The following is a 22,433-nucleotide window of genomic DNA, read 5'->3' as shown; positions in this document are numbered from 1 at the left end:
CCTGATTCATGACGAGGAATATTCAGTCTCCGGCAAATAATCCTTACTGCTAATTCCCATCCGTTGCATCCGTGACAATAATGTCGTCCTTTTTAAGCCAAGTTTCGCAGCAGCCCCACGAACCCCGGCCACAATACCATTACTTTCTTTTAAAGCCTGAATAACAGTATCACGACTAATTTCAATCGTGTCTTTTTTCTCCGTATCCGCGTCAGCCTCTTCCTGCTGTGAATAATCAGTTTTCGGAATCTGTAACCCCAATTTCACTAATTCATCCAACGGTGCGTTCAATACATCTCCCCGGGTTAAAATAACGGAGCGCTCAATAAAATTACGCAGTTGTCTGACATTTCCCGGCCAGGAGAAAGCCGTTAAAGCTCTCATCGTTTCATTAGTGATCGCAGTGATATTTTTTCCCATCTGCTTGGCAATGACTCTGGTGAAATGCTTCACCAACAAAGGAATATCTTCCGGGCGTTGCCGCAATGGCGGAATCTCTATCGGAAAAATATTCAGTCGATAATAAAGATCGTTACGAAATGTTTTTTCCTGAACCATAGAAAGCAGGTCAGCATTGGTTGCCACAACGATTCGTACATCCACCTGAATCAACTGATTCTTCCCAACCCGCTCAATTTCATTTTCCTGTAGAACCCGCAATAACTTCGGCTGTAATTCCAGCGGCATGTCACCAATTTCATCTAAAAAAAGTGTTCCCTGATGAGCCTGTTCAAAGCGTCCCACCCGTTGATGTACGGCTCCGGTAAATGCTCCGCGTTCATGCCCGAAAAGCTCACTTTCAAACAAGCCTTCAGGAACTGCGGCACAATTCATTTTGACCATCCGTTTCTGACTACGGCGGCTCATTTTATGAATCGCCCGGGCAACCAGCTCTTTCCCTGTACCGGTTTCTCCCAGAATCAACACCGTACTATCACAGTCGGCAACCATGGCAACCTGATCCAGCACACGGTTCATGGCCTCACTCTGACTAATGATGTCATCAAAAATACGTTGTTTCTCATCCTTCGTTTCAATCGAAATATATTCGCTTTTGGGGATCACTTTGGTATGGGTTTCATGCACACTTAAACTATGCATAGCCATCGCAACCCGGGCAGCAATCTGTTGAAGTAAATCGATATCCAGTGCCGCACCCTGATGATTTTCATGCAGCATGTAGGCAATATATCCTACTTTATTTGTACGAAACACCATCGGAATAACGATTAGTTCTTCAATATCCTCGGCAAATTCGATCGCATTTTTCTGAAAAAACAATGGTCGTAAATCATCTCCCTGAATAACCACAGGAGTATAAGCATCTCCGGCTTTCTGAAATGCACTGTCATCACTGAAAAAGTGGCAATGATGGCAAATGTCTCCCAGCTCCAAATCACTGGTGTACTGTATATAATGGCCCTGATAAGGTTCAATAAGAGCCAAGTGATGCATAGAGAAGTGCTGATTCAGACAACGCAGCAAAGAATTGAGTAATGTTTCTTTACTGTTTTGGCTAATCACTGCATTCGTCACGTCGACCAATATGTGATAATTATCCCGTTCATGACTTAATTGCTGCGCCATATTTGATGCTAACTCATGCTCGACAACATGAGCGATAAAAGACACCAGAATACTGTTGACCAGTCTGAACTGCTTTTCTCCATCCTCCATGTCACTCAGCTTGGGATTAATAAACTCAATCACCCCCAATTGCTGACTGACCGTATTCAATGGAATTTTGCAGTAATGATGAATATCTCTGTACGCCGGGTGTCCGGCAAAATGAGGGTAGTAAAAATAAAAACCTTCACCATCGATTTCATATAATCCATCATCATAAGACTGATGATACAAATCAATTCCCTGATGATGAAATGTCTCATGCTGAACCTGTTGATGGTCATCAACATAGTAAAGAATCAGTTCATCAGATGCTTCCCGGTGAAGGGTAATGTTAATTCGCTCTACCTGCAGAAATGAGCATTCATCATTATTTAGAAATTTCAATAAGTCAGACATATCGTGAATCGATAGCATGGCTTTTGAAAAGATCATCAATTCTTGAGCAATTCTGTTCATAAGCGGTCACGAATAATCAAAGGCTCTTTACGCCGGTTAGTACATACCGAACATTGTACACATTGGGAAAGAGCCTACATTGATCTAATCACGCATATGCAACATGTGATTTAAGACGAGCTTTCATCTGACTATATTCGGACTGAACATGATTTTCAGCCCAAGCCTGATCTTCAATCGCTTCAACCTTAACTGCACAATATTTGAACTCAGGTGTGCTGGATATTGGATCCACATGCTCAATCGTTAACTCATTACATGCACCGACCCACCACTGATAAGTCATATAAACTGCGCCGACATTAATCCGCTCAGAAAGGTTAGCACGAGTAATTACTTTACCCCGACGGGAAGAAACCCAAACTAACTGCTGATCAGTAACTCCCAGTTTCTTCGCATCAAGTGGATTCATCTGAACGTATCCAGGTTCATCTGCCAGTGTAGAAAGAGCCTTACAGTTACCGGTCATCGAACGACATGAGTAATGACCAACTTCACGCACGGTGGACAATACCAATGGGAACTCTGCATCAGTCTGTTCAAGAGGCGGACGCCAAGGTGCTCCGATGAACTTACCCTTCCCTGATGGTGTCGCAAACTTATTACCTTCAAACAAGAATGATGTACCGGGGTGGTCTTCGGTTGGACAAGGCCACATAACGGACTTCAGACCTTCCATTTTTTCATAGGTTACACCAGCAAACAGTGGCGCCAGTGCACGCATTTCATCCCAGATTTCCTGAGTATTTTCATAGTGCATCGGATAACCCATTCGGGTTGCCAGCAGACTGAAAATTTCCCAGTCGGGTTTTACCCCTTCCGGCGGAGTCACTGCTTTGTAAAAACGCTGGAATCCCCGGTCAGCACTGGTATAAACACCTTCATGCTCACCCCAACTGGTCGACGGGAAGATGATGTCAGCCATCTCTGCAGTTTTCGTCATGAAGATATCCTGAACAATCACCAACTCCAGTTGCCGCATTGTTTCACGCATCGCATTCAGATCGGCTTCAGTCTGGGCAGGATCTTCCCCAAAGATATAAAACGCCTTACAGGAACCGTCAGCAACCTTATGACCAACTTCAGTCATACGATACCCAGGTTTTGCCGGTAGTTTGACACCCCAGGCCTGCTCAAATTTTTCCCGTATCTTATCGTCGGTGACAGGCTGATAACCAGGGAACTGATGAGGCAGCATTCCCAAGTCACATGTTCCCTGAACATTATTCTGTCCCCGAACCGGGCCACATCCGACCCCACGACGGCCAAAGTTCCCGGTCATTAATGCAAGACCAGCCAAGCCACGAACAACATCAACGGCCTGACCAAACTGTGTGACACCCATTCCCCATAGAATCATGGAGCCGGATGCATTGGCATAAGTACGGGCAGCCTGACGTACATCAGCAGCTTTCAGCCCCGTCAGATGCTCAACATTTTCCGGTGCATAATCCATGACGATTTTACGGAATTCTTCAAACCCTTCGGTATAGTTCTGCACATAGGATTTATCGTAGAGATCTTCATCAATCAGGGTATAAGCCAGCGCGTTAACAACGGCCATATTGGCACCGTTTTTCAGCGGTAGCCACTGATCGGCAACACGAACGGATTCAATCTTACGTGGATCACACACAATGATCTTCGCACCATTTTCACGTGCTTTGAAAATACGTTTGGCAATAACAGGGTGGGAGTCAGCAACATTGTAACCAAAAATCAGCAAACACTTCGCTTCTTCGATTTCAGGAATGGCATTACTCATCGCACCATTACCAACAACAGACTCCAGACCGGCAACCGATGGCGCATGGCAAACTCGTGCGCAATGATCTACGTTATTGGTCCCGATCACCGCCCGGGCAAACTTCTGCATCACATAGTTGGACTCATTCCCTGGTCCCCGTGCAGATCCAGTTGTCATAATCGCATCCGGACCATATTTCTGCTTGATAGCCGACAGTTTCTCAACGGCAAAATCTAATGCTTCATCCCAGGATACGGCTTCTAACTTATCGTTTCTTGTCCGACGAATCATCGGCTGTTTCAAACGTGGTGTCAGTAATTGAGTGTCATTCAGAAAGTCCCAGCCATAATAGCCCTTCAGACACAGCTGTCCCTCATTGGTTCTGCCATTAGCGGGTTCTGCGCCAACAACTTTGTTGTTTTCAACCAATAGGTTCAACTTACATCCCGTACCGCAGTAGGGACACACGACTAATTTTTTTTCCATCATAATTTTCTCACTATCCCCGGTTTTTCATTCTCATTCTGCTTCAAACCGATATTACTGATGCCTGGCTTGCTGCGGCTTCACGCTTCTGTTGACTGGTTTGCTGCAGTGATTCAGGTGCTATAAGACGAATGGCTTCTGTAGGACATACCTGAACACAAGCCGGTCCCTCTTCTCGGTGTGAGCACAAATCACATTTCAGTGCCTGGGATTGAGGAACTTTTTTCTGGAAGAGAGCAGCGTGTTCGGTCACCGCATCTTTCATTCTTGTCATGACACTCATTGCGCCATAAGGACAGGCAATGACACAGGTCTTGCAGCCAATGCAACGGGACTGAATAACCTTCACGTATCCATCTTCATGAACAATTGCGTTGTTAGGGCAAACTTGTGCACACGGCGCATCATCACATTGACGACACATCACCGGGACTGAGACTTCTGCATTTTTAACCAGTTGTAAACGTGGAACAAAATCCTCGGTCTCATTCAGAGTACCCAATGACTCATCCTGATGAGCAATTGCACATGCAATCTCACAGGTTCGACAACCAATACACTTATTGGCGTCAGCAAAAACAAATCTATTCATGCTGTATCCTTTTTGTGTCAATACAACAGAGTATCTTCAGACTCTGGGGGTGGTTAATCACTATAGGCACAAGACGTGCCAATCCATGAACCATAACTAAAAACCACTTAAGATCATGATTAGTAAAGATAATTAATTGATATTTATGAAATCAATTAAAATAAGGAAGAACTGACTCTGTGTTTTTTTTATTAAATGTCGACAAAAACGACGAATGCCGACACTTTTGCCGAAACGATTTAACAATGGATGAAATTCCCTTCACCATTCCAGTCAGGCAAACTTTGGTAAATCGTATCAACGGCATTCTGTACCATCTCTGTCATCGGTGCGGCAAATGCAACAATTGCAGGCTGGATACCGATGAAAGTCACCTGAGGAACAAAGGTTTTCAGCTCATCTATCAAGAAATTCAGCGGTAAACTATGTGTAGAAACCATAAACATCTCCGCAATCGTGTCAGGATCGATAATACGAATTTCTCCAGCCTTCTCACCAAAATCAGCAGCATCCACGACTAAAACCCGATCCGGCTTAATTTTGCGGATCCGGTGCAATGTATCTTCCGGCATTGTTCCACCTTCCAACACATCCCATTGTTCCAACGGCACCTCCCGGCAGCGCTTCGCTAACAAGGGACCGGCACCATCATCACCCATCATCGAGTTCCCGACAGTCAAAAGAACTTGTCTGCTCATTGCACTGTCCCCCGGATCATCAAATACATATTCGGTTCCCGGTGAATTGCACCCAGAATATCGATAAGTCCCTCAGTCAAACGACTCGATTTTTCAGATTGTGTCTCTATATCAATTTGCTTAAAGGCCGATGCCAGCATATGAATATGCTCCGGAAAAATAGTGATCTCTCCGAATGTCAAAAAACCTTTCATCTTCCGGTAAGCTTCACTTTCTTTGGGTAACCCCTGTATCCAGGCCAGATATTCCTCACCATTACAGTCCATATCTGACTGAAGACAGTCAACAATGCCAAGGTGATGCCCGATAGCCAAACTGTAGTACATGATCTGTCGGGCTTCCTGTGGCATATCCTGCTCATCGACAAACTTACGGGTTAAACGATAAAACCGAACCTGATCATTTAAATGCTTTGAAGTTTTTTCAGATTGAATATCAACCACATCCATTGCATCCTCCTGTTTTCTCTCCTGTCAGCTGTCTCATCACTGAACGCATCAGCGTTTCAACAATCTCGGTTAAACGAGGATCATCATGCTCCCGCAGATAGGCCTGAATCCGTGCATCGACATTTTCAGCATCACAGTCTTCCAGAACCGACATCAGCTCATCTGCAATCCGGCCTCCCTGACGATAGCCTGCCAACAAGCGAGCTTCCCGTTCGATCATGACCCGAATCTCCTGTGGAATCCCGGTATGGCGTAAACTTGCGGAGGTACTATCAGCATCATGGGTTTTCGCATGCATCTTCTGCTCGAGCAGCCCTAAGGCAACAGCAAAACCATAAAGAGTCGCAGCTGGTGTTGGTGGACATCCGGGAATATAAACATCGACAGGAACAATCTTGTCCGTACCGCCCCAGACACAGTATAGATCATGAAATATTCCACCATCGCAGCCACAGGCACCGTAAGAAACAACAATTTTAGGATCAGGAGCCGCCTCATATGCCCGAAGAGCCGGAGCCCGCATTGCCCGTGTGACAGCTCCGGTAAACAGAAGAATGTCAGCATGACGTGGGCTGGCAACAACTTTTATGCCAAAACGTTCCGTATCATAAACCGGTGTTGTTGCAGCAAAAATTTCTATCTCACAAGCATTGCAACCACCGCAGTCAACCCGATACACATAGGCAGAGCGTTTGATCTGTTTCAACAGAGTCTGTTTCAAGGCTTCGTGTTCAGGAGCGACCTCTACAGGCTGAGCCTGTGTGTGATGAACGCCTGATAACTGCTTAATTCCCTTCACAGCGCCTCCTCAATATTTGTCACTGCTATATTCTGTTGATCTGACGTAACGTAGCGATTACATGCCAGATTCTCACCATCAAGCATATTGGCCTGACGCCGACATTCCGGACAACTTTCCAGTTGGTGCCGCCGCATTTCCAGCGATTCACCACTTAACCCGGAATGCTGAAGTGTATCGATTACGTAGCTCAGTAATTTCTTGGCGATAAAAGGACGATCACACTGCCGACAATTTGCCAGTTCAAATTCAGCCTGTTCATACAAGTCCTCTTTCTTTGTTACTGCCAGTTCAAACTGCTGTGACAATACCAACGCATGCGTCGGACATACTTCTTCACATCGTCCGCAGTAAATACAACGTGCCAGTGATAGCTCCCACCGACGGGAGCCATTCTTTTCATCGGTTTCCATCACTAATGCGTTGGCTGGACAAGCTCTCATACAAGCACCACAGGCGATACACTGAGCCGGATCAAGTTCAGGTTTTCCCCTGAAATCCGTAGAGACCTCATAAGGCGCAAAAGGATATTTGGCCGTTGCATCTCCCGTTTTTAAAACAGTTTTGAATAACTTTAACATCACAACCTCACATCGATTTCAGGGGTGAGTTTTTCCGATTGATACTGTATTGCTCAATCGTTTTATAGGGCACTGTCTGAGAACGTTTTTTCTTGGTATCGACGATCGTGACCCGGTCAGTACAGGAATAACAAGGGTCAAGACTACCAATAATTAACGGAGCATCCGCAACCGTATTTCCCCGTAACATATAACGCAGAGTCGGCCAGTTTGCATAGGTCGCCGCCCGGCAGCGCCAACGGTAAAGCTTCTGGTTATCCCCGGTCATACTCCAGTGGATATTTTCGCCCCGTGGTGCTTCAGTAAATCCCAGTGCAAACTGGTGAGGTACGTACTGAAAGTCTTCCGTCAAGATTGGACCTTCAGGCAGGTGGTCCAACCCAAATTCAGCAATGTTCAGAGAGTCAAACACTTCCCGGATTCGGATCAAAACCCGAGCCTGAACATCACCACTATCAAGATGTTGTAGCTCTATAGGCACAATTCCGTAAGATTCCAGAGACTTACCATGAACAACCCGAACATCTCTGGCAAAACCACTACCACGAACCAATGGGCCAACCGGGCTGAAGTCCCGGGCAATATCCTTAGCAAGAACCCCAACACCAGAAATCCGGCTGTCAATATTCGGCGTAGCAAGCAGCATATCAACCAGTTCGGTAAACGACTGGCGGACTTCACGAATCATCGCGATCCCTTTAGTCCGCTGTTCCTTGAGAAAGTCACGACGAACACCACCAATCAGATTCATGCCATAGGTTTTTCTTGCTCCGGTCAGCAACTCTGCGAGTTCCATCGTTTTCTCCCGAACCCGGAAAAATTGCATGAAACCAGAGTCAAATCCGACAAAATGGCTGGACAGCCCAATATTGAGTAAATGGCTGTGTAAGCGTTCAACTTCCAGTAAGACAGTCCGAATCATTTTTGCCCGGGCCGGCACTTCAATTTTTAACGCAGTCTCAACTGAATTGCTGTAACCGACACTATGGGTAAACCCACAAATCCCACAAACCCGATCCGCAAGGAAACCGACTTCATGGTAACCCATTCGGGTTTCTGCCAGCTTTTCCATTCCCCGGTGAACATAAAACATACGGTAATCAGCATCGATGATATCTTCACCATCAACAAACAAACGAAAATGGCCGGGTTCATCACTGGTAATATGTAAAGGTCCGACAGGAACGATCCGATCGGAATCACTACCCAATTCATTCAGAAAAGGATAATTTTCAGTCTCAGTTGTTGGCTGTGGACGCTGACGATAATCCATTGCATCTTTACGTAGCGGGTGTAAATCTTCCGGCCAGTCATCGGGAAGAACCAACCGACGTTCATCGGGCAAGCCTACAGGGCGCAGACCAAACATATCCCGGATTTCCCGTTCTCCCCAGACAGCCGCAGGTATTTCAGGTGTAATCGAAATAAACTCCTGCTCTTGTGCATCCACCAGCACCTTCACAATCACCCAGCTCTTCACATCTCCTTCCATCGATAGAGCGTGATACACCCCAAAACACCCATTCAGAGAACGTTCATCATTACCAAAAGAAACCGTCAGCCAACCGCCCTGCTCGTAGTAAAGCCATTTCATGACTTCAACCAGAGAAGTCATTTTCACAGTGAGTGTCACCTGATTGTCTGCCTGCCAGGATTCTTCCAGTATTGCGGAAGGAAACAGATGGCGAACCCCATCGACATAGAGCTTACCGATCTGATGTTGTGTATTTCTGTTCAATTGATCCATGCAATAAGCCCTCTAGTTTACAGATTCAGTCAGAGAAACAGCAGACATACCACTGTCTGAGGAAGAGATATCAACCCCGCTTTGCCAGGGGAGATTTAATGCTTCAAGTAATGATTCATTCGGTCGGTTCACAACAACCTGTGTTGCCTGCTCAACCCCTCGAAGAATGGTGTCCGGAATATGTGTTCCCATAACGGCCATTAGCACAATCAGAAGAACCAGCGGACAAACGGTCAGATAACTGACTTCCCCTTTTTCAACATGCTCAGGAGCAGGCCCCATAATGCATCCGGCAACCATCCTTGCGAGCCCGGCTAACACAAGCGTCAGCAAAAGAAGCAAAACAATGATAAGTATCGGATGTTGTGCATATAGACCAGAACAGACAATCAGAAACTCACTGACAAACAGATTGAATGGCGGAACCCCACCAAGAGCTAATGCTCCGGCACCGAACAAAATGCCTGTCCAGGGGGCAACCCGGACAACGCCTTTGATGATGTTCATATCCCGGGTACCATACTTCAGCATAATATTACCGGCCCCACAGAACATCAGCGTCTTACCCAGACTATGGTTCATCATGTGCAGCAATGCAGCAAAGATCCCCAAAGGACCAAGACCAACAGCAAACGCAATCAACCCCATATTCTCAACACTGGAATAAGCCAGCAAACGCTTCATATCTTTTTGAACCAGAATAAACAGTGCTGCAATGCCAACCGATAGAATACCGAATCCCAGCATCAAAAAACGGGCAAAATCACCTCCTAGCACAACTGTACTGATAGCGAAGTGACGCATGATAATCATCAGTGCGCAGTTCAATAATCCGGCGGAGAGCAGTCCTGAAACTGGACTCGGCGCTTCAGAGTGAGCATCAGGTAACCAGGTATGCATTGGGAATAGCCCGGTTTTAGTTCCAAAACCAATCACAATGAAGATAAAAGCAATCTGCATCAGTCGGGGATCAAGAAGCTGAGCATGTTCCCGTAATGTCGTCCACAACAGGGCTTGTTCAGGGTGATCAAATACTGCAACAGCATTGGCGTAGGTCATGATGGTGCCAAATAGCCCAAAAGCCACACCAACACTACATAGCATGATGTATTTCCAGGCTGCTTCCAGTGAAGAACGCTGATAATACAGACCAACCAGAAAAACAGAACTCACTGTTGTTGCTTCAATAGCAACCCACATCATGATGATGTTGTTGGCTGTTAAAGCAATTAGCATTGTTGCCAGAAACAGGTTAAATAGTCCGTAGAACAGGGAGACTTGCTTCCCTGTCAATTCTCCGTGCCGGTGTTCATGCCCGATATAACCAATAGAATGAATGCCGGTACACAACGCAACCAGTCCCAGAACAGCAAGAAACAGAGCCGATAAACCATCGAGTATCAGCCACTGTCCGGAAGAAAGAATCGTACCGTTATTAAAAACTTCAGCAGCAAGTCCCCAGCTTATTCCCCAGGTTGCAACCACACTGACAAGGTGAACAAAGACCGACAGACGTCGAAACTCCTCCCGGAGTGCAACACAGGCAAAAGAAATGGCTGCGGCAATCAAAGGGATGCCAAACAAATACGGAAATAGATTATTCAATGACATCATATAATTATCCTTTCAGTACGGTCAGTTGTTTCACATCCAGAGTATTCAGCCTGCGGAAAATTAACCGGGCCAGAATAACCATCACAATTACCGCAAAAATAGCATCAATTGTGATTCCAATTTCCAATAAATGAGGCGCCCGATGAGCAACAAGAGCCAACATTAGTGATGAGCCATTTTCCATCAGACAATAACCAAATAGCTGCTTGAGGATATTTCTCTGGGTAACGATACAAAGTAATCCGATAAAGAAGTGTGCAAGTGATACAGCCAGAATGGGCTTCAAAGTCTCAACCATCGGCAGAGCTACCGGCTGAATCACATAGAGACAAACCAAACTAATGGCAGCAACCAGCACAGCAATTAACGCCGGGTGAAACATTGGCTTCTCCGCTTCCGCATCCCGCATTTTCCCTAACTGGATATATAAAATCGTGGGTAACAAAACGACTTTTGAAATAAAAGCAGTCACTGACCAACCGTATAAATCACTGGCATCGTAACGATCAGCGATCACGACAAAAAGCAGAACCAGTACGACAGACTGGCAGGCATATAACCAAGATGCGGTCCTAGCCTGACGGGAAATCACCACAAAATAGGAAGTGATGACCAACAGTCCGGCAAGATTATTCATCATTAAATCATCCATTGAGCATCTCCTATTGAAGCCATGCGGAAGCGATGACACTCGATATCACCGACATAACCATCAGCACGACTAAAGTTATTTTCATTGAACCGGGTAAGGGAGACATCTGTTCAACAGCTTCAGAGGGTTCACCAATAATTGTTCGGCCAAACCAATACAGTAACCAGCCAAATGTTGCGACGGATTCAATCAAAGCCAGAATCAGCAGTGGCATCAACCAGGAATGCATAGCCGATAACTGAAATCCGGCTTCAAACAAAGGAAACTTACTAAAGAAACCATTCAACGGAGGTACGCCGGCAATAGCCATTGCAGCAATGCAGAATCCAACCCCTAACAAAGGAGATTTGCGGATAACGCCTTTCAATTGCGGTAACATTCTGGTCCCACAGGCATAACTGAATGAACCAGCGACAAAGAAGAACAGACATTTGGCAAAGGCATGGTTGAAGATATAAGCAACCCCACTTTCCAACGCCAAAGATGACCCCATAGCAGCCATAGACAATGCCAGAAAAATATACGCCAACTGAGTGATGGTTGAATAGGCGAGTAAGCGTTTCATATCCTTCTGAGGAAGATACATCAAGAAACCATATATCATTGTAATCATTGCCCCAATGATACCGACAATACCAACCACTTCAGGGATTGTTCCTGCGGACAGGATGCTTCGGGCAAAAATATAAACGCCAACTTTCACCATCGACGCTGCATGTAAGTAAGCACTAATAGGCGTCGGCGCATTCATTGCGTCTGGCAACCACATATGCATTGGGAGCTGAGCTGATTTTCCCCATGCAGCAAACATAATGCCAAACAGCACAACCATTTTAGCAATGGGATCCAATGCCGCGATGGCAGTCAGTTCAAATGTTCCCTTTTGTACAAACAGAGTCGCAGCAGCGATAAAGAGTCCTAGTGAGGCAATATGAGTCACAATCAGAGCTTTCAGCGCAGAGCGGAATGATAGTGGCGTCTGGTAATACCCGATAAGAGACCAGGAACAGGCTCCGGTAATTTCAAAGAACAGTAACTGCCCTAAAATAGTTGAGGAGAAAACCAGACCAGCCATTGCGCCAATAAAAATCAGCAGAAACGCATAATAGCGTTTCGAGCTATGCTGAGGATGCTCCTTATTACCTGCACTCATATATCCCAGAGAATAAAAAGCGACGATAAGCCCCAGCCCAACGACAGCCACAGCAATCAATGTACTGACTTTATCGAAAACCAAACCGAAAATCAGTAATTGACCAATTTGTAACAGTGGAAGAGAAATAGTCTCTCCACCAGCAGAGAAAAATAAATATGATAACCACAAGGTTCCCAGCGTCGCCAACACTGCAAAAAACTGACAGATCCACTTCGCAGATTGCCTTGAGACCAACAGCATTAGAATTGCGCCCAGAAAGGGAAGTCCAATAGTGAGTAATCCAATGATTTCCATCGTTTCAATACCTCACAATCGAATAATGTAAAACGCCAGTGCTAAGACAGCACAGGCAAACGCTGACCAGGTCAGCCGGTGTGAGTTCAGGAACCGAACCCGAGCCATACTGTTTTCAACCAACGCAGCGAGAAAGAAAACGACAACCAGTTTGATAAACAGAACAACGCCAGCCAGAACCAATGCAGTAAAAGTCAGTTCTGCGGCTTTTCCCCAGGGAAAGAAAATAGCGAGGAATAGCTGGGCAACAACCAGTTGTTTCAGACCAAGTCCCAATTTCACCATTGCCAACCCAGAACCGGAGTACTCAGATACAGGACCTTCCTGAAGTTCCTGTTCCGCTTCAGCAGCATCAAATGGCAGTTTCCCCATTTCAATAAAAACAGCAAAAGCGCAGGCAACACCGGCTAAAATCACAGGAATTGGCTGGTTAACACTCCCCGCTAACATCCCCTGACTGATATATCCCAAGTCCGTAGAACCAACGATAAGAGCCATCAGGAAGATGGCTAACATTAAAACCGGTTCAACTAAAACCCCTAAAGTCAGTTCCCTGCTACTGCCAATACCACCAAACATACTGTTTGAGTCAATTCCGGCCAAAGAGAAGAAAAAACGAAAAACTGCTAACAGATAGATATCGGTAATCACATCTCCGGAAATAGGGAATGGAGAAACCTGAGTCAACGTAGGCAAAGCCATCGCGATCAAAAGCATCGTGACAATCAGAATCCATGGCATCGACCAGAAGATTCCTCCGGCATTCGCCGGGGCAACTGACTGGCGGCGGAGCAGCTTGGCGATATCCCGATAGTCCTGTAAAACTCCCGGCCCTCGCCGAGAGTGGATTCTAGCCCTGAGTACACGAGAGAATCCGGTTGCTAACGGTGTTAGAAACAGCATGAATAAAGCCTGAATAATCGCAAGCATCATCCAGCTCGTATCGGGCATATGTAATTCAGGCATCATTTCACTCCTGATTCAAACGGAAAAACAAGTAACACAACCAGTGCGATAACAATGTAAAGGCAGTAAACCCGGAAATCGCCTCCCTGTAGTTTTCTTCCCCAGTCACCGAGCTTCAGCGCGGCATGACAGCAAGGCTGAACCAGAAAACGATCAAAAACAGGCTCAACAACCGCAGCTGAAGCAGTCAATGAATTCAAAGTTCGCTTCATCCAACCCGAAGGATCCAAAGAGACTCTCATACGATATACCGGAGAAAACATATAACGCAGCGGTTGAGTGAATCCACTCGCGGAGACTGTCATTTGCTGCTCATAAGCATATCCACATGCCCAGGGATTCCCCTGATGACGACGATTGAGACGGTGTTTTTTAAACATGGACAGTACGGCAAACGGAACAATCAACAGAACGATCAGGCTGATGGTGATAACCGGGGTTGAAAGAATTGCCTGAGTTGTCGAAACCGGGTGTAACGCCATTCCTTGCTGCACTGTAATCGGTACCGCCGATAATGTACTGGTTGCAACTTCAGAAATATAAGGAGAGATCCACGGAGAACCGACACCTAAAACGATACATAGTAGTGCCAGAAATCCAGTACCTGTAATCATTGCCCATCCGACCTCCCGGGCATTGCGACCGGTTTCTGTCCGTGGAGCACCGGTGAAACATATCCCATAAACTTTGACAAAGCACATACATGCCAAAGCCCCGGTGATTGCTAACATAACAACCGCACCTAAACCGGCAATGACCATCAAAACATGGCTTTGCTGACTCATCTGGAACAAAGACTGGTAAATGAACCACTCACTTACAAAACCATTTAAAGGAGGCAAAGCCGAAATAGCCATCGTACCGATTAGGAACGTAATCGCGGTATAAGGCATCAATTTTCCTAATCCCCCCATATGTTCCATATCTTTGGTATGAACCTGAGAGATAACTGAACCGGCACCGAGGAAGAGTAACCCTTTAAATACAGCATGATTCAGCAGGTGATATAATCCACCCAGCAATCCTAAAGCAGCCAGAACAGGTTGTCCGGACGCCGTACCAATCATTGCAACACCAACCCCCATCAGAATGATGCCGACATTTTCTACTGTGTGATAAGCCAAGAGACGTTTAATGTCATGTTCAGCCAACGCATACATCACACCCAAAACGGAGGAAAATGCGCCGAAAGCCAGAACTAAGTAACCCCACCAGATCTCGGTTCCGCCCAGAAAAACAAGACCGACTTTGATGATGCCAAAAACACCAATCTTTACCATCACGCCTGACATCAGTGCTGAGGCATGAGATGGCGCAGCCGGGTGAGCCTGAGGTAACCAGCTATGTAATGTGATCATGCCGGCTTTGGCACCAAAACCGAAAAATGCCAGTAAGAAAATAACCGACGATTCCCATGCAGGTAATGACAGATGGGAAAAATCAGCAAAATTAAGCGTTCCCGCTTCCCGGTACAGCATAAAAAAGGCGATCATAATGAGCACCGAACCGGCATGTGCGATCAAAAAATACTGTAGTCCGGCTCTGATACTTTTCTCACTTTGCTCAACTAAGACCAGGAAGTAGGAAGCCAGCGACATCATTTCAAAGAAAACAAGAAAATAAAATGCATTATCTGCCACAACTAACGCAACCATAGAGGCGACAAACAGATTCAGGAACAGGCTTATCCCCCATCCTCCTTTTCCCTGATACTCTTGCATGTAATGCAGAGCATATACAGAAGCAGCGATGACAATTAAAGAAATAACCATCACCATGAATGCCGCTAGTCCATCAAAGCGAATCAGTAATTGGGCAAAAGGGAAGGGGCTGAATAACTGTACCTGCCATACATGGTGGCTGGTAAGCACATATCCTGCACTTATGACACCACTTATTCCCCCAATTGTAGAGCAAAGGCTGGAGAGAGAAACAAAGAAAGACTCCCGCTGAGAACTACCAAACAAAGCCACAATACAGGCAATCAGGTAACACCCCATTGATAAAGCCAACAGTGATAAAGGACTCATAAAATTATTTCTCCATATTCACAGTCAGTAATCCGTTGGCAGTCAATTCTCTCTTGAGATTACGAGCATTCTCCGTCGATTCTTCACTGACCAAAACAATCGCATCAGTCGGGCAGACCTCAACGCAAGCCGGACCGTTCTCCCTGAATTCACACAAATCGCATTTCACAGCGATACTCTTTACTCCTGGCTCCCAAGCCAGAAGATCATGCCCAAAGGTTCCGGGAACAGATGTAGATGGATTACTGGTACGTGGTGTAGAAGGAATATATGTATCGTAGCTATTCGCTAACGAAATAGGTCGACTCCCATCAAACGCAATCGCTCCAAACGGGCAAGCAACCGCACATAACGTACAACCAACGCAGATAGATTCATTAAGGAGTATCCGATCCGCTTCTTTAGTGATCGCCTGAACCGGACAAACCGTTGCACACGGAGCATCTTCACAATGGCGACACATAACCGGGACTGTTGTATCTTCATTTTTCACAACAGTCAGACGCGGATAACTTTGCAGACCGACTTTCTGGTGAACATCTGAACAAGCAGCCATGCATGTCCGACACCCGATACACTTCTTAGGATCTGCAATTACAAAATTTTTCATAGCATCCCCTGACAGCTAAATAAGCCATTTAGGGCAATAACCATGCCATGTATATGAAATTAATTTTAATCAAATAAAATCAATCAGTTGAATGGAGAACTGTACGATGTATAAATATAGAAGAGAATAATGGGGCTCAAAAAAATTAGTTTCGACACACGATGTCGACATTAATGACGAGCTCTGGATCAAGACTCAACAGTACCAAAGAAAGATATTCTTCAGACTTTGAAAAAACACCTCTAATATAAAATTTAATGAGTAAAAAACCCTCTTCACAAAGTGAAAGAGGGCTCTTGATTATTCCAACAATATATAAGTGGATTACTTTACTGTCTGACATTCCTCAGAATGGAATATCATCATCAAAATCCATTGGCGGCTCATTATACTGAGGCTGAGGTGCGGACTGTTGAGGCTGATGTTGAGGTTGCTGAACTGGTTGAGATTGCATCGGCTGCTGAGGCTGTCCCCATCCACCCTGCTGTTGAGATTGCATCCCTGGTTGAGGCTGGCCTCCAGGTCCCTGACGTCCACCCAACATCTGCATGACACCATTATACCCCTGAACAACGACTTCTGTCGTATAACGCTCCTGGCCACTTTGATCCTGCCATTTACGGGTCTGTAGTTGTCCCTCAATATAAACCTGAGAACCTTTCCGTAAATATTCTCCGGCAACTTCTGCTAATTTGCCGAACAACGCAACACGATGCCACTCGGTTTTCTCTCTCTGCTCACCCGTGGTTTTATCACGCCATGTTTCTGACGTCGCAATCGTGATGTTCGCAACAGCACCACCACTTGGCATATAACGAACTTCAGGATCACTTCCAAGGTTCCCAACTAATATAACTTTGTTTACTCCACGGCTTGCCATGCTTTGCTCCGTCATCTCATGATGTATCTGTTAAGCGCTATAGGATACCACGCCTGATAAAGGTCTCAACTACCTTACTGAATTCTGATTGCAATTCACCAAAAAGTCCCGGAAATCACACCACTTTTTAGATTCCACTCGGAATTTTTAAAACTAACAGACTTCACACTTTCAATCACACACGAACTCACACGACAAACAATTCATTGAATTAGAAGAACTTTTCTAGTTCTGGCATGTTTTCAATACTCCCTTGCCACACCAATAAAAATATGAACAGATCAAACTACAACAGAACTCTTTACATTCTTTATCCCGATAATCAGGAACCTTCAGCGATTTATAACGAGATAGAAATACAACTAGGGCAGATACTACCAAAGATTCAGCCCCGACAGTTTATGCTTTCCCACCATACTGACAGACATAAAATCCTCCTGTTTGATTATCAACACAAAGAAACGCTACTATCGCACCTGAATACATATAATGTACTGGATTATCGTATTGAAACCGTTGCTATTAATGTCGAGAAACGTCCCAGAACAGAGGAATTACTTCAGTTAGGAAACTTAAAAGGGCTATTCTATCGTAGCGATCCTATTGACTTAATTATCACAGCACTACGAGAGATCCGCGACGGGCAAATCTATTTACCTCGACACATCTGCGGTCAACTCCTACACTACTATCGATATTTATTTAAGAATCAGAATATCAGTGCAACCATATCCCTAACTTCCAGAGAATTGGAAATTCTGCGTTGTTTAAAGACAGGTGCGACAAATACACAAATCGCTGATAGTCTGTTTATCAGTGAATTTACCGTAAAATCGCATTTGTATCAGATCTTTAAAAAAATATCCGTAAAAAATCGAACACAAGCCACAACATGGGCGAAACAAAACCTAGTCTCATAAATGAGTCAGCTGTATGATTTGACCGTATCCTTTCAATCCAGGGTCAATGTCATAGAGTAAGGCGTGATACAGTGAATGAAACTTATGGAAAACCTGAATACAAAAAAGGCGATGACAAGATGATTAAAAAGTGTCTCTTCCCAGCAGCTGGCTATGGAACCAGATTTTTGCCCGCAACCAAATCGATGCCGAAAGAAATGATGCCTGTCGTCAACAAACCATTAATCGAATATGGTGTTGATGAAGCAATTCAGGCAGGGATGAACGGTATGTGTATTGTTACCGGGCGAGGAAAGCATTCAATCATGGATCATTTCGATATGAACTATGAGCTGGAGCACCAAATTAAGGGAACAAACAAAGAAGAGTTACTTGTAGATATCCGTAAAATTATCGAAACCACAAATTTTACCTATATCCGCCAGCGTGAAATGAAAGGCCTGGGCCATGCAATACTTACAGGTCGTGAACTTGTAGGTGACGAACCATTCGCAGTTGTCCTCGCTGATGATCTTTGTGTCAGCGAAGGCGAAGGTGTGCTTGCTCAGATGGTTGCTCTGTTCAAACAGTTCCGCTGCTCAATTGTCGCCGTTCAGGAAGTCCCTGCAGATGAAACCCACAAGTATGGTGTTATTGCCGGGGAAATGATCAAAGATGATCTTTTCCGGGTAGATGACATGGTAGAAAAACCGGAACCGGGATCTGCTCCAAGTAACCTTGCTATTATTGGTCGCTATATTTTGACGCCCGATATTTTTGATTTAATTGAGCAGACAGAACCCGGTAAAGGTGGAGAAATCCAAATCACGGATGCGTTACTGAAGCAGGCAAAAGCAGGTTGTGTTCTCGCCTATAAATTCAAAGGACATCGTTTCGATTGTGGAAGTGTAGAAGGATATATTGAAGCAATTAATTATTGTTTCGAGCACCTTTACAAAAAGAATCCAGAAAAAGTCGAACTCAATAAACATTCAACCAAGAAAGGCGAACAAGCTCTTTCCGCATAATTTTATGCTAAAAGTTATATGAGCGGCATATGTCGCTCATTGTTTTATATCCAACTTCCCCGATAGGGCGCCAGTTTGCACCGTACAAAGAAGGATTCAAATCTCTGTTTTGTCTGTAAACCTGTGAGCTCACTAAAAATGCATTTTGATATTATTTAAACATGATTACTGTTTTTTTATACAGTAACGCTTTGCTCATTTCTGACTCTATGTAATACTAAGAAACTGCAACATGTTACTAAAGCATAAGAGCATAGAAGATGGATAGTATTGAAGTTCGGGGTGCCCGTACCCACAATTTAAAAAATATCAGTCTGACCCTTCCACGTGACAAACTCATTGTTGTCACCGGCTTATCTGGGTCAGGGAAATCATCCCTCGCCTTCGATACTCTGTATGCAGAAGGTCAAAGACGCTATGTTGAGTCTTTATCTGCCTATGCAAGACAGTTTCTTTCTTTAATGGAAAAACCAGATGTTGATCATATCGAAGGGCTGTCTCCGGCAATATCTATCGAACAGAAATCGACATCACATAATCCACGTTCAACTGTCGGAACCATTACTGAAATCTACGATTATTTACGGTTGCTTTATGCCCGGGTCGGAGAACCCCGCTGTCCGGAACATCATACGCCGTTGGCGGCACAAACAGTAAGCCAAATGGTCGATAAAGTTCTTGAACTTCCTGAAGGAACAAGAATGATGCTGCTCTCTCCTATTATCAAAGAACGGAAGGGAGAACATGTAAAAACTCTGGCAAACCTTGCAGCACAAGGATTTATTCGTGCCAGAATTGACGGTGAAACTTGTGATTTATCCGATCCTCCACCTCTGGAGCTCCATAAGAAACACACCATTGAGGTTATTGTCGATCGCTTTAAAGTTCGGTCAGATTTACAACAACGTTTAGCTGAATCTTTTGAAACCGCTCTGGAACTTTCTGGTGGTATTGTCATCGCCGCACCCATGGAAGAGTCAGGAGATGAAATCGTCTTTTCATCTAATTTTGCCTGCCCCCATTGTGGCTATAGTATGCAAGAACTAGAACCAAGACTGTTCTCATTCAATAACCCGGCAGGTGCATGCCATACTTGTGATGGTTTAGGTGTTCAGCAATATTTTGATCCTTCCAGAGTCGTTCAGAACAAAAGTTTAAGTCTGGCCGATGGAGCGATTCGTGGATGGGACAAAAAGAACTTCTACTATTTTCAGATGCTTACTTCACTCGCTGAGCATTATGATTTTGAATTAACGACACCTTTTGAAAAATTACCAAAGAAAATCCAAGATGTTATCCTGCAAGGCTCAGGAATGCAGTCAGTCGAGTTTAAATATGTCAATGATCGTGGAGATATCCGGGTCAAGAATCATCCTTTCGAAGGTATTCTGAGTAATCTGGAGAGAAGATATAAAGAGACTGAATCGAATTCGGTTCGGGAAGAGCTGATTAAGTTTATCTCCACCAAGCCATGTGCCAGTTGCCAGGGAGCCAGACTCCGTGAAGAAGCCCGACATGTTTTCGTCAATGAGACTTCTCTTCCTGAGATTGTTGAACTGAGTATTTCTGAAGCGCTAACGTTCTTCCAGTCATTACAGTTAACTGGTCAAAAGGCCCAGATTGCTGAGAAAGTCATGAAAGAGATCAATGATCGACTCCAGTTTCTGGTCAATGTCGGCCTGAATTATCTCAACCTTTCACGCAGTGCTGAAACCCTTTCCGGTGGTGAAGCACAGAGAATCCGACTTGCCAGTCAAATCGGAGCCGGATTGGTTGGAGTAATGTATGTTCTGGATGAACCCTCAATCGGTTTACATCAGCGGGATAATGAAAGGCTCCTCCAGACCTTGACACACCTTCGTGATTTAGGAAACACAGTGATCGTCGTTGAACATGATGAAGATGCAATCCGGATGGCTGATTATATCGTCGATATCGGTCCGGGAGCCGGAGTTCATGGCGGGCATATTGTCGCACAAGGGCATGTAGAAGAAATCATTGCAACACCAGATTCCCTGACCGGCCAATACCTGAGTGGGGAGAAGTCAATAACGATTCCATCCCAAAGAACACCATATGATCCAAAGAAAGTCGTCGAGCTGCTTGGAGCCAGCGGAAACAATCTGAAAGAAGTTTCCCTGACAATCCCAATTGGATTATTCACCTGTGTAACCGGTGTTTCAGGTTCAGGGAAATCGACACTTATCAATGATACATTTTATAAAATAGCTCATATCGAACTGAATGGAGCCAGCGTTGAAGAACCCGCCCCTTACAAAAAAATTCAAGGACTCAATCAACTCGACAAAGTGATTGATATTGACCAGAGTCCTATCGGTCGGACACCACGCTCAAATCCGGCCACTTATACCGGAATTTTTACGCCGATTCGTGAGTTGTTTGCCGGTACTCAAGAGTCACGTTCACGCGGTTATAAACCGGGACGATTTAGTTTTAATGTTCGTGGCGGTAGATGTGAAGCCTGTCAGGGTGACGGGGTAATAAAAGTAGAAATGCACTTCCTGCCTGATGTTTATGTCCCTTGTGATATCTGTAAAGGCAAACGTTATAACCGGGAAACGCTGGAAGTTCGGTACAAAGGAAAAACAATTGACGAAGTGCTTGAAATGACGGTCGAAGATGCCAGAGCTTTCTTCGATCCTGTCCCTGTCATCGCCAGAAAACTGCAAACCCTAATGGATGTCGGACTCTCTTATATTCGCTTAGGTCAGGCGGCGACTACTCTTTCAGGTGGTGAAGCTCAACGGGTAAAACTGGCCCGAGAACTTTCTAAACGGGATACTGGAAAAACTTTATATATTCTCGATGAACCAACAACAGGGCTACACTTCCACGACATTCAACAACTACTCTCCGTACTTCATCGGCTCCGTGATCATGGAAACACCGTTGTAGTTATTGAACACAACCTGGATGTCATCAAAACCGCCGACTGGATTGTTGATCTGGGCCCGGAAGGTGGACAGGGTGGTGGCGAAATCATTGCTCAGGGAACACCAGAAGATGTCGCTGATGTAGCTGGTTCTCATACAGCACGTTTTCTGAAACCTATGTTAGAATAACCCCTATGCTTCCTATGGGGAGAGGAATACAAATTAA

General features: G+C 45.0%; 18 protein-coding genes. 3 read left to right on the top strand and 15 right to left on the bottom strand.

The features are described from left to right. Window positions 1-6: 6 nt before the first annotated feature. The 15 genes from OCU74_RS02140 to OCU74_RS02070 form a co-directional block, all read right to left on the bottom strand. Complete coding sequence (locus OCU74_RS02140) at window positions 7-2,085, bottom strand: sigma 54-interacting transcriptional regulator (RefSeq protein WP_087482441.1); 2,079 nt, start codon at window positions 2,083-2,085, stop codon at window positions 7-9. 88 nt (window positions 2,086-2,173) lie between these two features. Continuing rightward, window positions 2,174-4,318, bottom strand: coding sequence for a formate dehydrogenase subunit alpha (gene fdhF, locus OCU74_RS02135; protein ID WP_087482543.1), 2,145 nt, complete (start codon window positions 4,316-4,318; stop codon window positions 2,174-2,176). Between the two features lie 43 nt (window positions 4,319-4,361). Beyond that, the gene (locus OCU74_RS02130) at window positions 4,362-4,910 is read right to left on the bottom strand and encodes a 4Fe-4S dicluster domain-containing protein (RefSeq protein WP_087482440.1); all 549 of its coding nucleotides are present in this window, start codon (window positions 4,908-4,910) and stop codon (window positions 4,362-4,364) included. Window positions 4,911-5,149: 239 nt separating this feature from the next. Then, a complete protein-coding gene (gene hycI / locus OCU74_RS02125; RefSeq protein WP_087482439.1) occupies window positions 5,150-5,608 on the bottom strand; it encodes a hydrogenase maturation peptidase HycI in 459 nt (152 codons plus the stop codon). Beyond that, window positions 5,605-6,057: a formate hydrogenlyase maturation HycH family protein gene (locus OCU74_RS02120; RefSeq protein WP_087482438.1), complete on the bottom strand. Its 453-nt coding sequence runs from the start codon at window positions 6,055-6,057 to the stop codon at window positions 5,605-5,607. Before OCU74_RS02120 ends, hycI begins: the two co-directional genes overlap by 4 nt. Continuing rightward, window positions 6,044-6,856: an NADH-quinone oxidoreductase subunit B family protein gene (locus OCU74_RS02115; protein WP_087482437.1), complete on the bottom strand. Its 813-nt coding sequence runs from the start codon at window positions 6,854-6,856 to the stop codon at window positions 6,044-6,046. Before OCU74_RS02115 ends, OCU74_RS02120 begins: the two co-directional genes overlap by 14 nt. After that, the gene (locus tag OCU74_RS02110) at window positions 6,853-7,437 is read right to left on the bottom strand and encodes a formate hydrogenlyase complex iron-sulfur subunit (protein WP_087482436.1); all 585 of its coding nucleotides are present in this window, start codon (window positions 7,435-7,437) and stop codon (window positions 6,853-6,855) included. Before OCU74_RS02110 ends, OCU74_RS02115 begins: the two co-directional genes overlap by 4 nt. Before the next feature lie 7 nt (window positions 7,438-7,444). Beyond that, window positions 7,445-9,184, bottom strand: coding sequence for a hydrogenase large subunit (locus OCU74_RS02105; protein WP_087482435.1), 1,740 nt, complete (start codon window positions 9,182-9,184; stop codon window positions 7,445-7,447). 12 nt (window positions 9,185-9,196) lie between these two features. Next, a complete protein-coding gene (locus OCU74_RS02100; RefSeq protein ID WP_200807779.1) occupies window positions 9,197-10,798 on the bottom strand; it encodes a hydrogenase 4 subunit F in 1,602 nt (533 codons plus the stop codon). A gap of 4 nt (window positions 10,799-10,802) precedes the next feature. Continuing rightward, window positions 10,803-11,450, bottom strand: a complete 648-nt coding sequence (hyfE, locus tag OCU74_RS02095; protein ID WP_087482434.1) for a hydrogenase 4 membrane subunit — start codon at window positions 11,448-11,450, stop codon at window positions 10,803-10,805. 10 nt (window positions 11,451-11,460) lie between these two features. Continuing rightward, window positions 11,461-12,900: a hydrogenase 4 subunit D gene (locus OCU74_RS02090; protein ID WP_087482433.1), complete on the bottom strand. Its 1,440-nt coding sequence runs from the start codon at window positions 12,898-12,900 to the stop codon at window positions 11,461-11,463. A gap of 12 nt (window positions 12,901-12,912) precedes the next feature. Continuing rightward, complete coding sequence (locus OCU74_RS02085) at window positions 12,913-13,869, bottom strand: respiratory chain complex I subunit 1 family protein (RefSeq protein ID WP_390623637.1); 957 nt, start codon at window positions 13,867-13,869, stop codon at window positions 12,913-12,915. Continuing rightward, entirely contained in the window at window positions 13,866-15,896 is a 2,031-nt protein-coding gene (gene hyfB / locus OCU74_RS02080; protein ID WP_087482431.1) for a hydrogenase 4 subunit B, read from the bottom strand. Before hyfB ends, OCU74_RS02085 begins: the two co-directional genes overlap by 4 nt. Before the next feature lie 4 nt (window positions 15,897-15,900). Continuing rightward, window positions 15,901-16,506, bottom strand: a complete 606-nt coding sequence (locus OCU74_RS02075) for a 4Fe-4S dicluster domain-containing protein (protein ID WP_087482430.1) — start codon at window positions 16,504-16,506, stop codon at window positions 15,901-15,903. Between the two features lie 346 nt (window positions 16,507-16,852). Next, complete coding sequence (locus OCU74_RS02070) at window positions 16,853-17,386, bottom strand: single-stranded DNA-binding protein (protein ID WP_087482429.1); 534 nt, start codon at window positions 17,384-17,386, stop codon at window positions 16,853-16,855. A 272-nt stretch (window positions 17,387-17,658) separates the two neighbouring features. On the opposite strand from OCU74_RS02070, the gene OCU74_RS02065 reads away from it, so the two are divergent. From OCU74_RS02065 to uvrA, 3 genes are all read left to right on the top strand, one after another. Next, complete coding sequence (locus OCU74_RS02065; protein ID WP_087482541.1) at window positions 17,659-18,306, top strand: response regulator transcription factor; 648 nt, start codon at window positions 17,659-17,661, stop codon at window positions 18,304-18,306. A gap of 119 nt (window positions 18,307-18,425) precedes the next feature. After that, entirely contained in the window at window positions 18,426-19,313 is an 888-nt protein-coding gene (gene galU, locus OCU74_RS02060) for a UTP--glucose-1-phosphate uridylyltransferase GalU (RefSeq protein ID WP_087482540.1), read from the top strand. Between the two features lie 260 nt (window positions 19,314-19,573). After that, a complete protein-coding gene (gene uvrA / locus OCU74_RS02055; protein ID WP_087482428.1) occupies window positions 19,574-22,396 on the top strand; it encodes an excinuclease ABC subunit UvrA in 2,823 nt (940 codons plus the stop codon). Window positions 22,397-22,433: the final 37 nt, after the last annotated feature.

The sequence above is a fragment of the Vibrio mangrovi genome (genome assembly GCF_024346955.1).
In the GTDB taxonomy this organism is placed as follows: domain Bacteria; phylum Pseudomonadota; class Gammaproteobacteria; order Enterobacterales; family Vibrionaceae; genus Vibrio; species Vibrio mangrovi.
Note: the sequence above shows the minus strand (reverse complement) of the source record. Positions and strands in the feature narration are given on the sequence as shown.

Bases quoted from the DNA above. Each gene is read 5' to 3' on its own strand.
- OCU74_RS02090 (WP_087482433.1), bottom strand. From the start codon at position 12,900: ATGGAAATCATTGGATTACTCACTATTGGACTTCCCTTTCTGGGCGCA.
- OCU74_RS02140 (WP_087482441.1), bottom strand. From the start codon at position 2,085: ATGAACAGAATTGCTCAAGAATTGATGATCTTTTCAAAAGCCATGCTA.
- OCU74_RS02100 (WP_200807779.1), bottom strand. From the start codon at position 10,798: ATGATGTCATTGAATAATCTATTTCCGTATTTGTTTGGCATCCCTTTG.
- fdhF (WP_087482543.1), bottom strand. From the start codon at position 4,318: ATGGAAAAAAAATTAGTCGTGTGTCCCTACTGCGGTACGGGATGTAAG.
- uvrA (WP_087482428.1), top strand. From the start codon at position 19,574: ATGGATAGTATTGAAGTTCGGGGTGCCCGTACCCACAATTTAAAAAAT.
- OCU74_RS02070 (WP_087482429.1), bottom strand. From the start codon at position 17,386: ATGGCAAGCCGTGGAGTAAACAAAGTTATATTAGTTGGGAACCTTGGA.
- hyfB (WP_087482431.1), bottom strand. From the start codon at position 15,896: ATGAGTCCTTTATCACTGTTGGCTTTATCAATGGGGTGTTACCTGATT.
- OCU74_RS02105 (WP_087482435.1), bottom strand. From the start codon at position 9,184: ATGGATCAATTGAACAGAAATACACAACATCAGATCGGTAAGCTCTAT.
- OCU74_RS02075 (WP_087482430.1), bottom strand. From the start codon at position 16,506: ATGAAAAATTTTGTAATTGCAGATCCTAAGAAGTGTATCGGGTGTCGG.
- galU (WP_087482540.1), top strand. From the start codon at position 18,426: ATGATTAAAAAGTGTCTCTTCCCAGCAGCTGGCTATGGAACCAGATTT.
- hycI (WP_087482439.1), bottom strand. From the start codon at position 5,608: ATGAGCAGACAAGTTCTTTTGACTGTCGGGAACTCGATGATGGGTGAT.
- hyfE (WP_087482434.1), bottom strand. From the start codon at position 11,450: ATGGATGATTTAATGATGAATAATCTTGCCGGACTGTTGGTCATCACT.
- OCU74_RS02110 (WP_087482436.1), bottom strand. From the start codon at position 7,437: ATGTTAAAGTTATTCAAAACTGTTTTAAAAACGGGAGATGCAACGGCC.
- OCU74_RS02085 (WP_390623637.1), bottom strand. From the start codon at position 13,869: ATGATGCCTGAATTACATATGCCCGATACGAGCTGGATGATGCTTGCG.
- OCU74_RS02130 (WP_087482440.1), bottom strand. From the start codon at position 4,910: ATGAATAGATTTGTTTTTGCTGACGCCAATAAGTGTATTGGTTGTCGA.
- OCU74_RS02065 (WP_087482541.1), top strand. From the start codon at position 17,659: ATGAACAGATCAAACTACAACAGAACTCTTTACATTCTTTATCCCGAT.
- OCU74_RS02120 (WP_087482438.1), bottom strand. From the start codon at position 6,057: ATGGATGTGGTTGATATTCAATCTGAAAAAACTTCAAAGCATTTAAAT.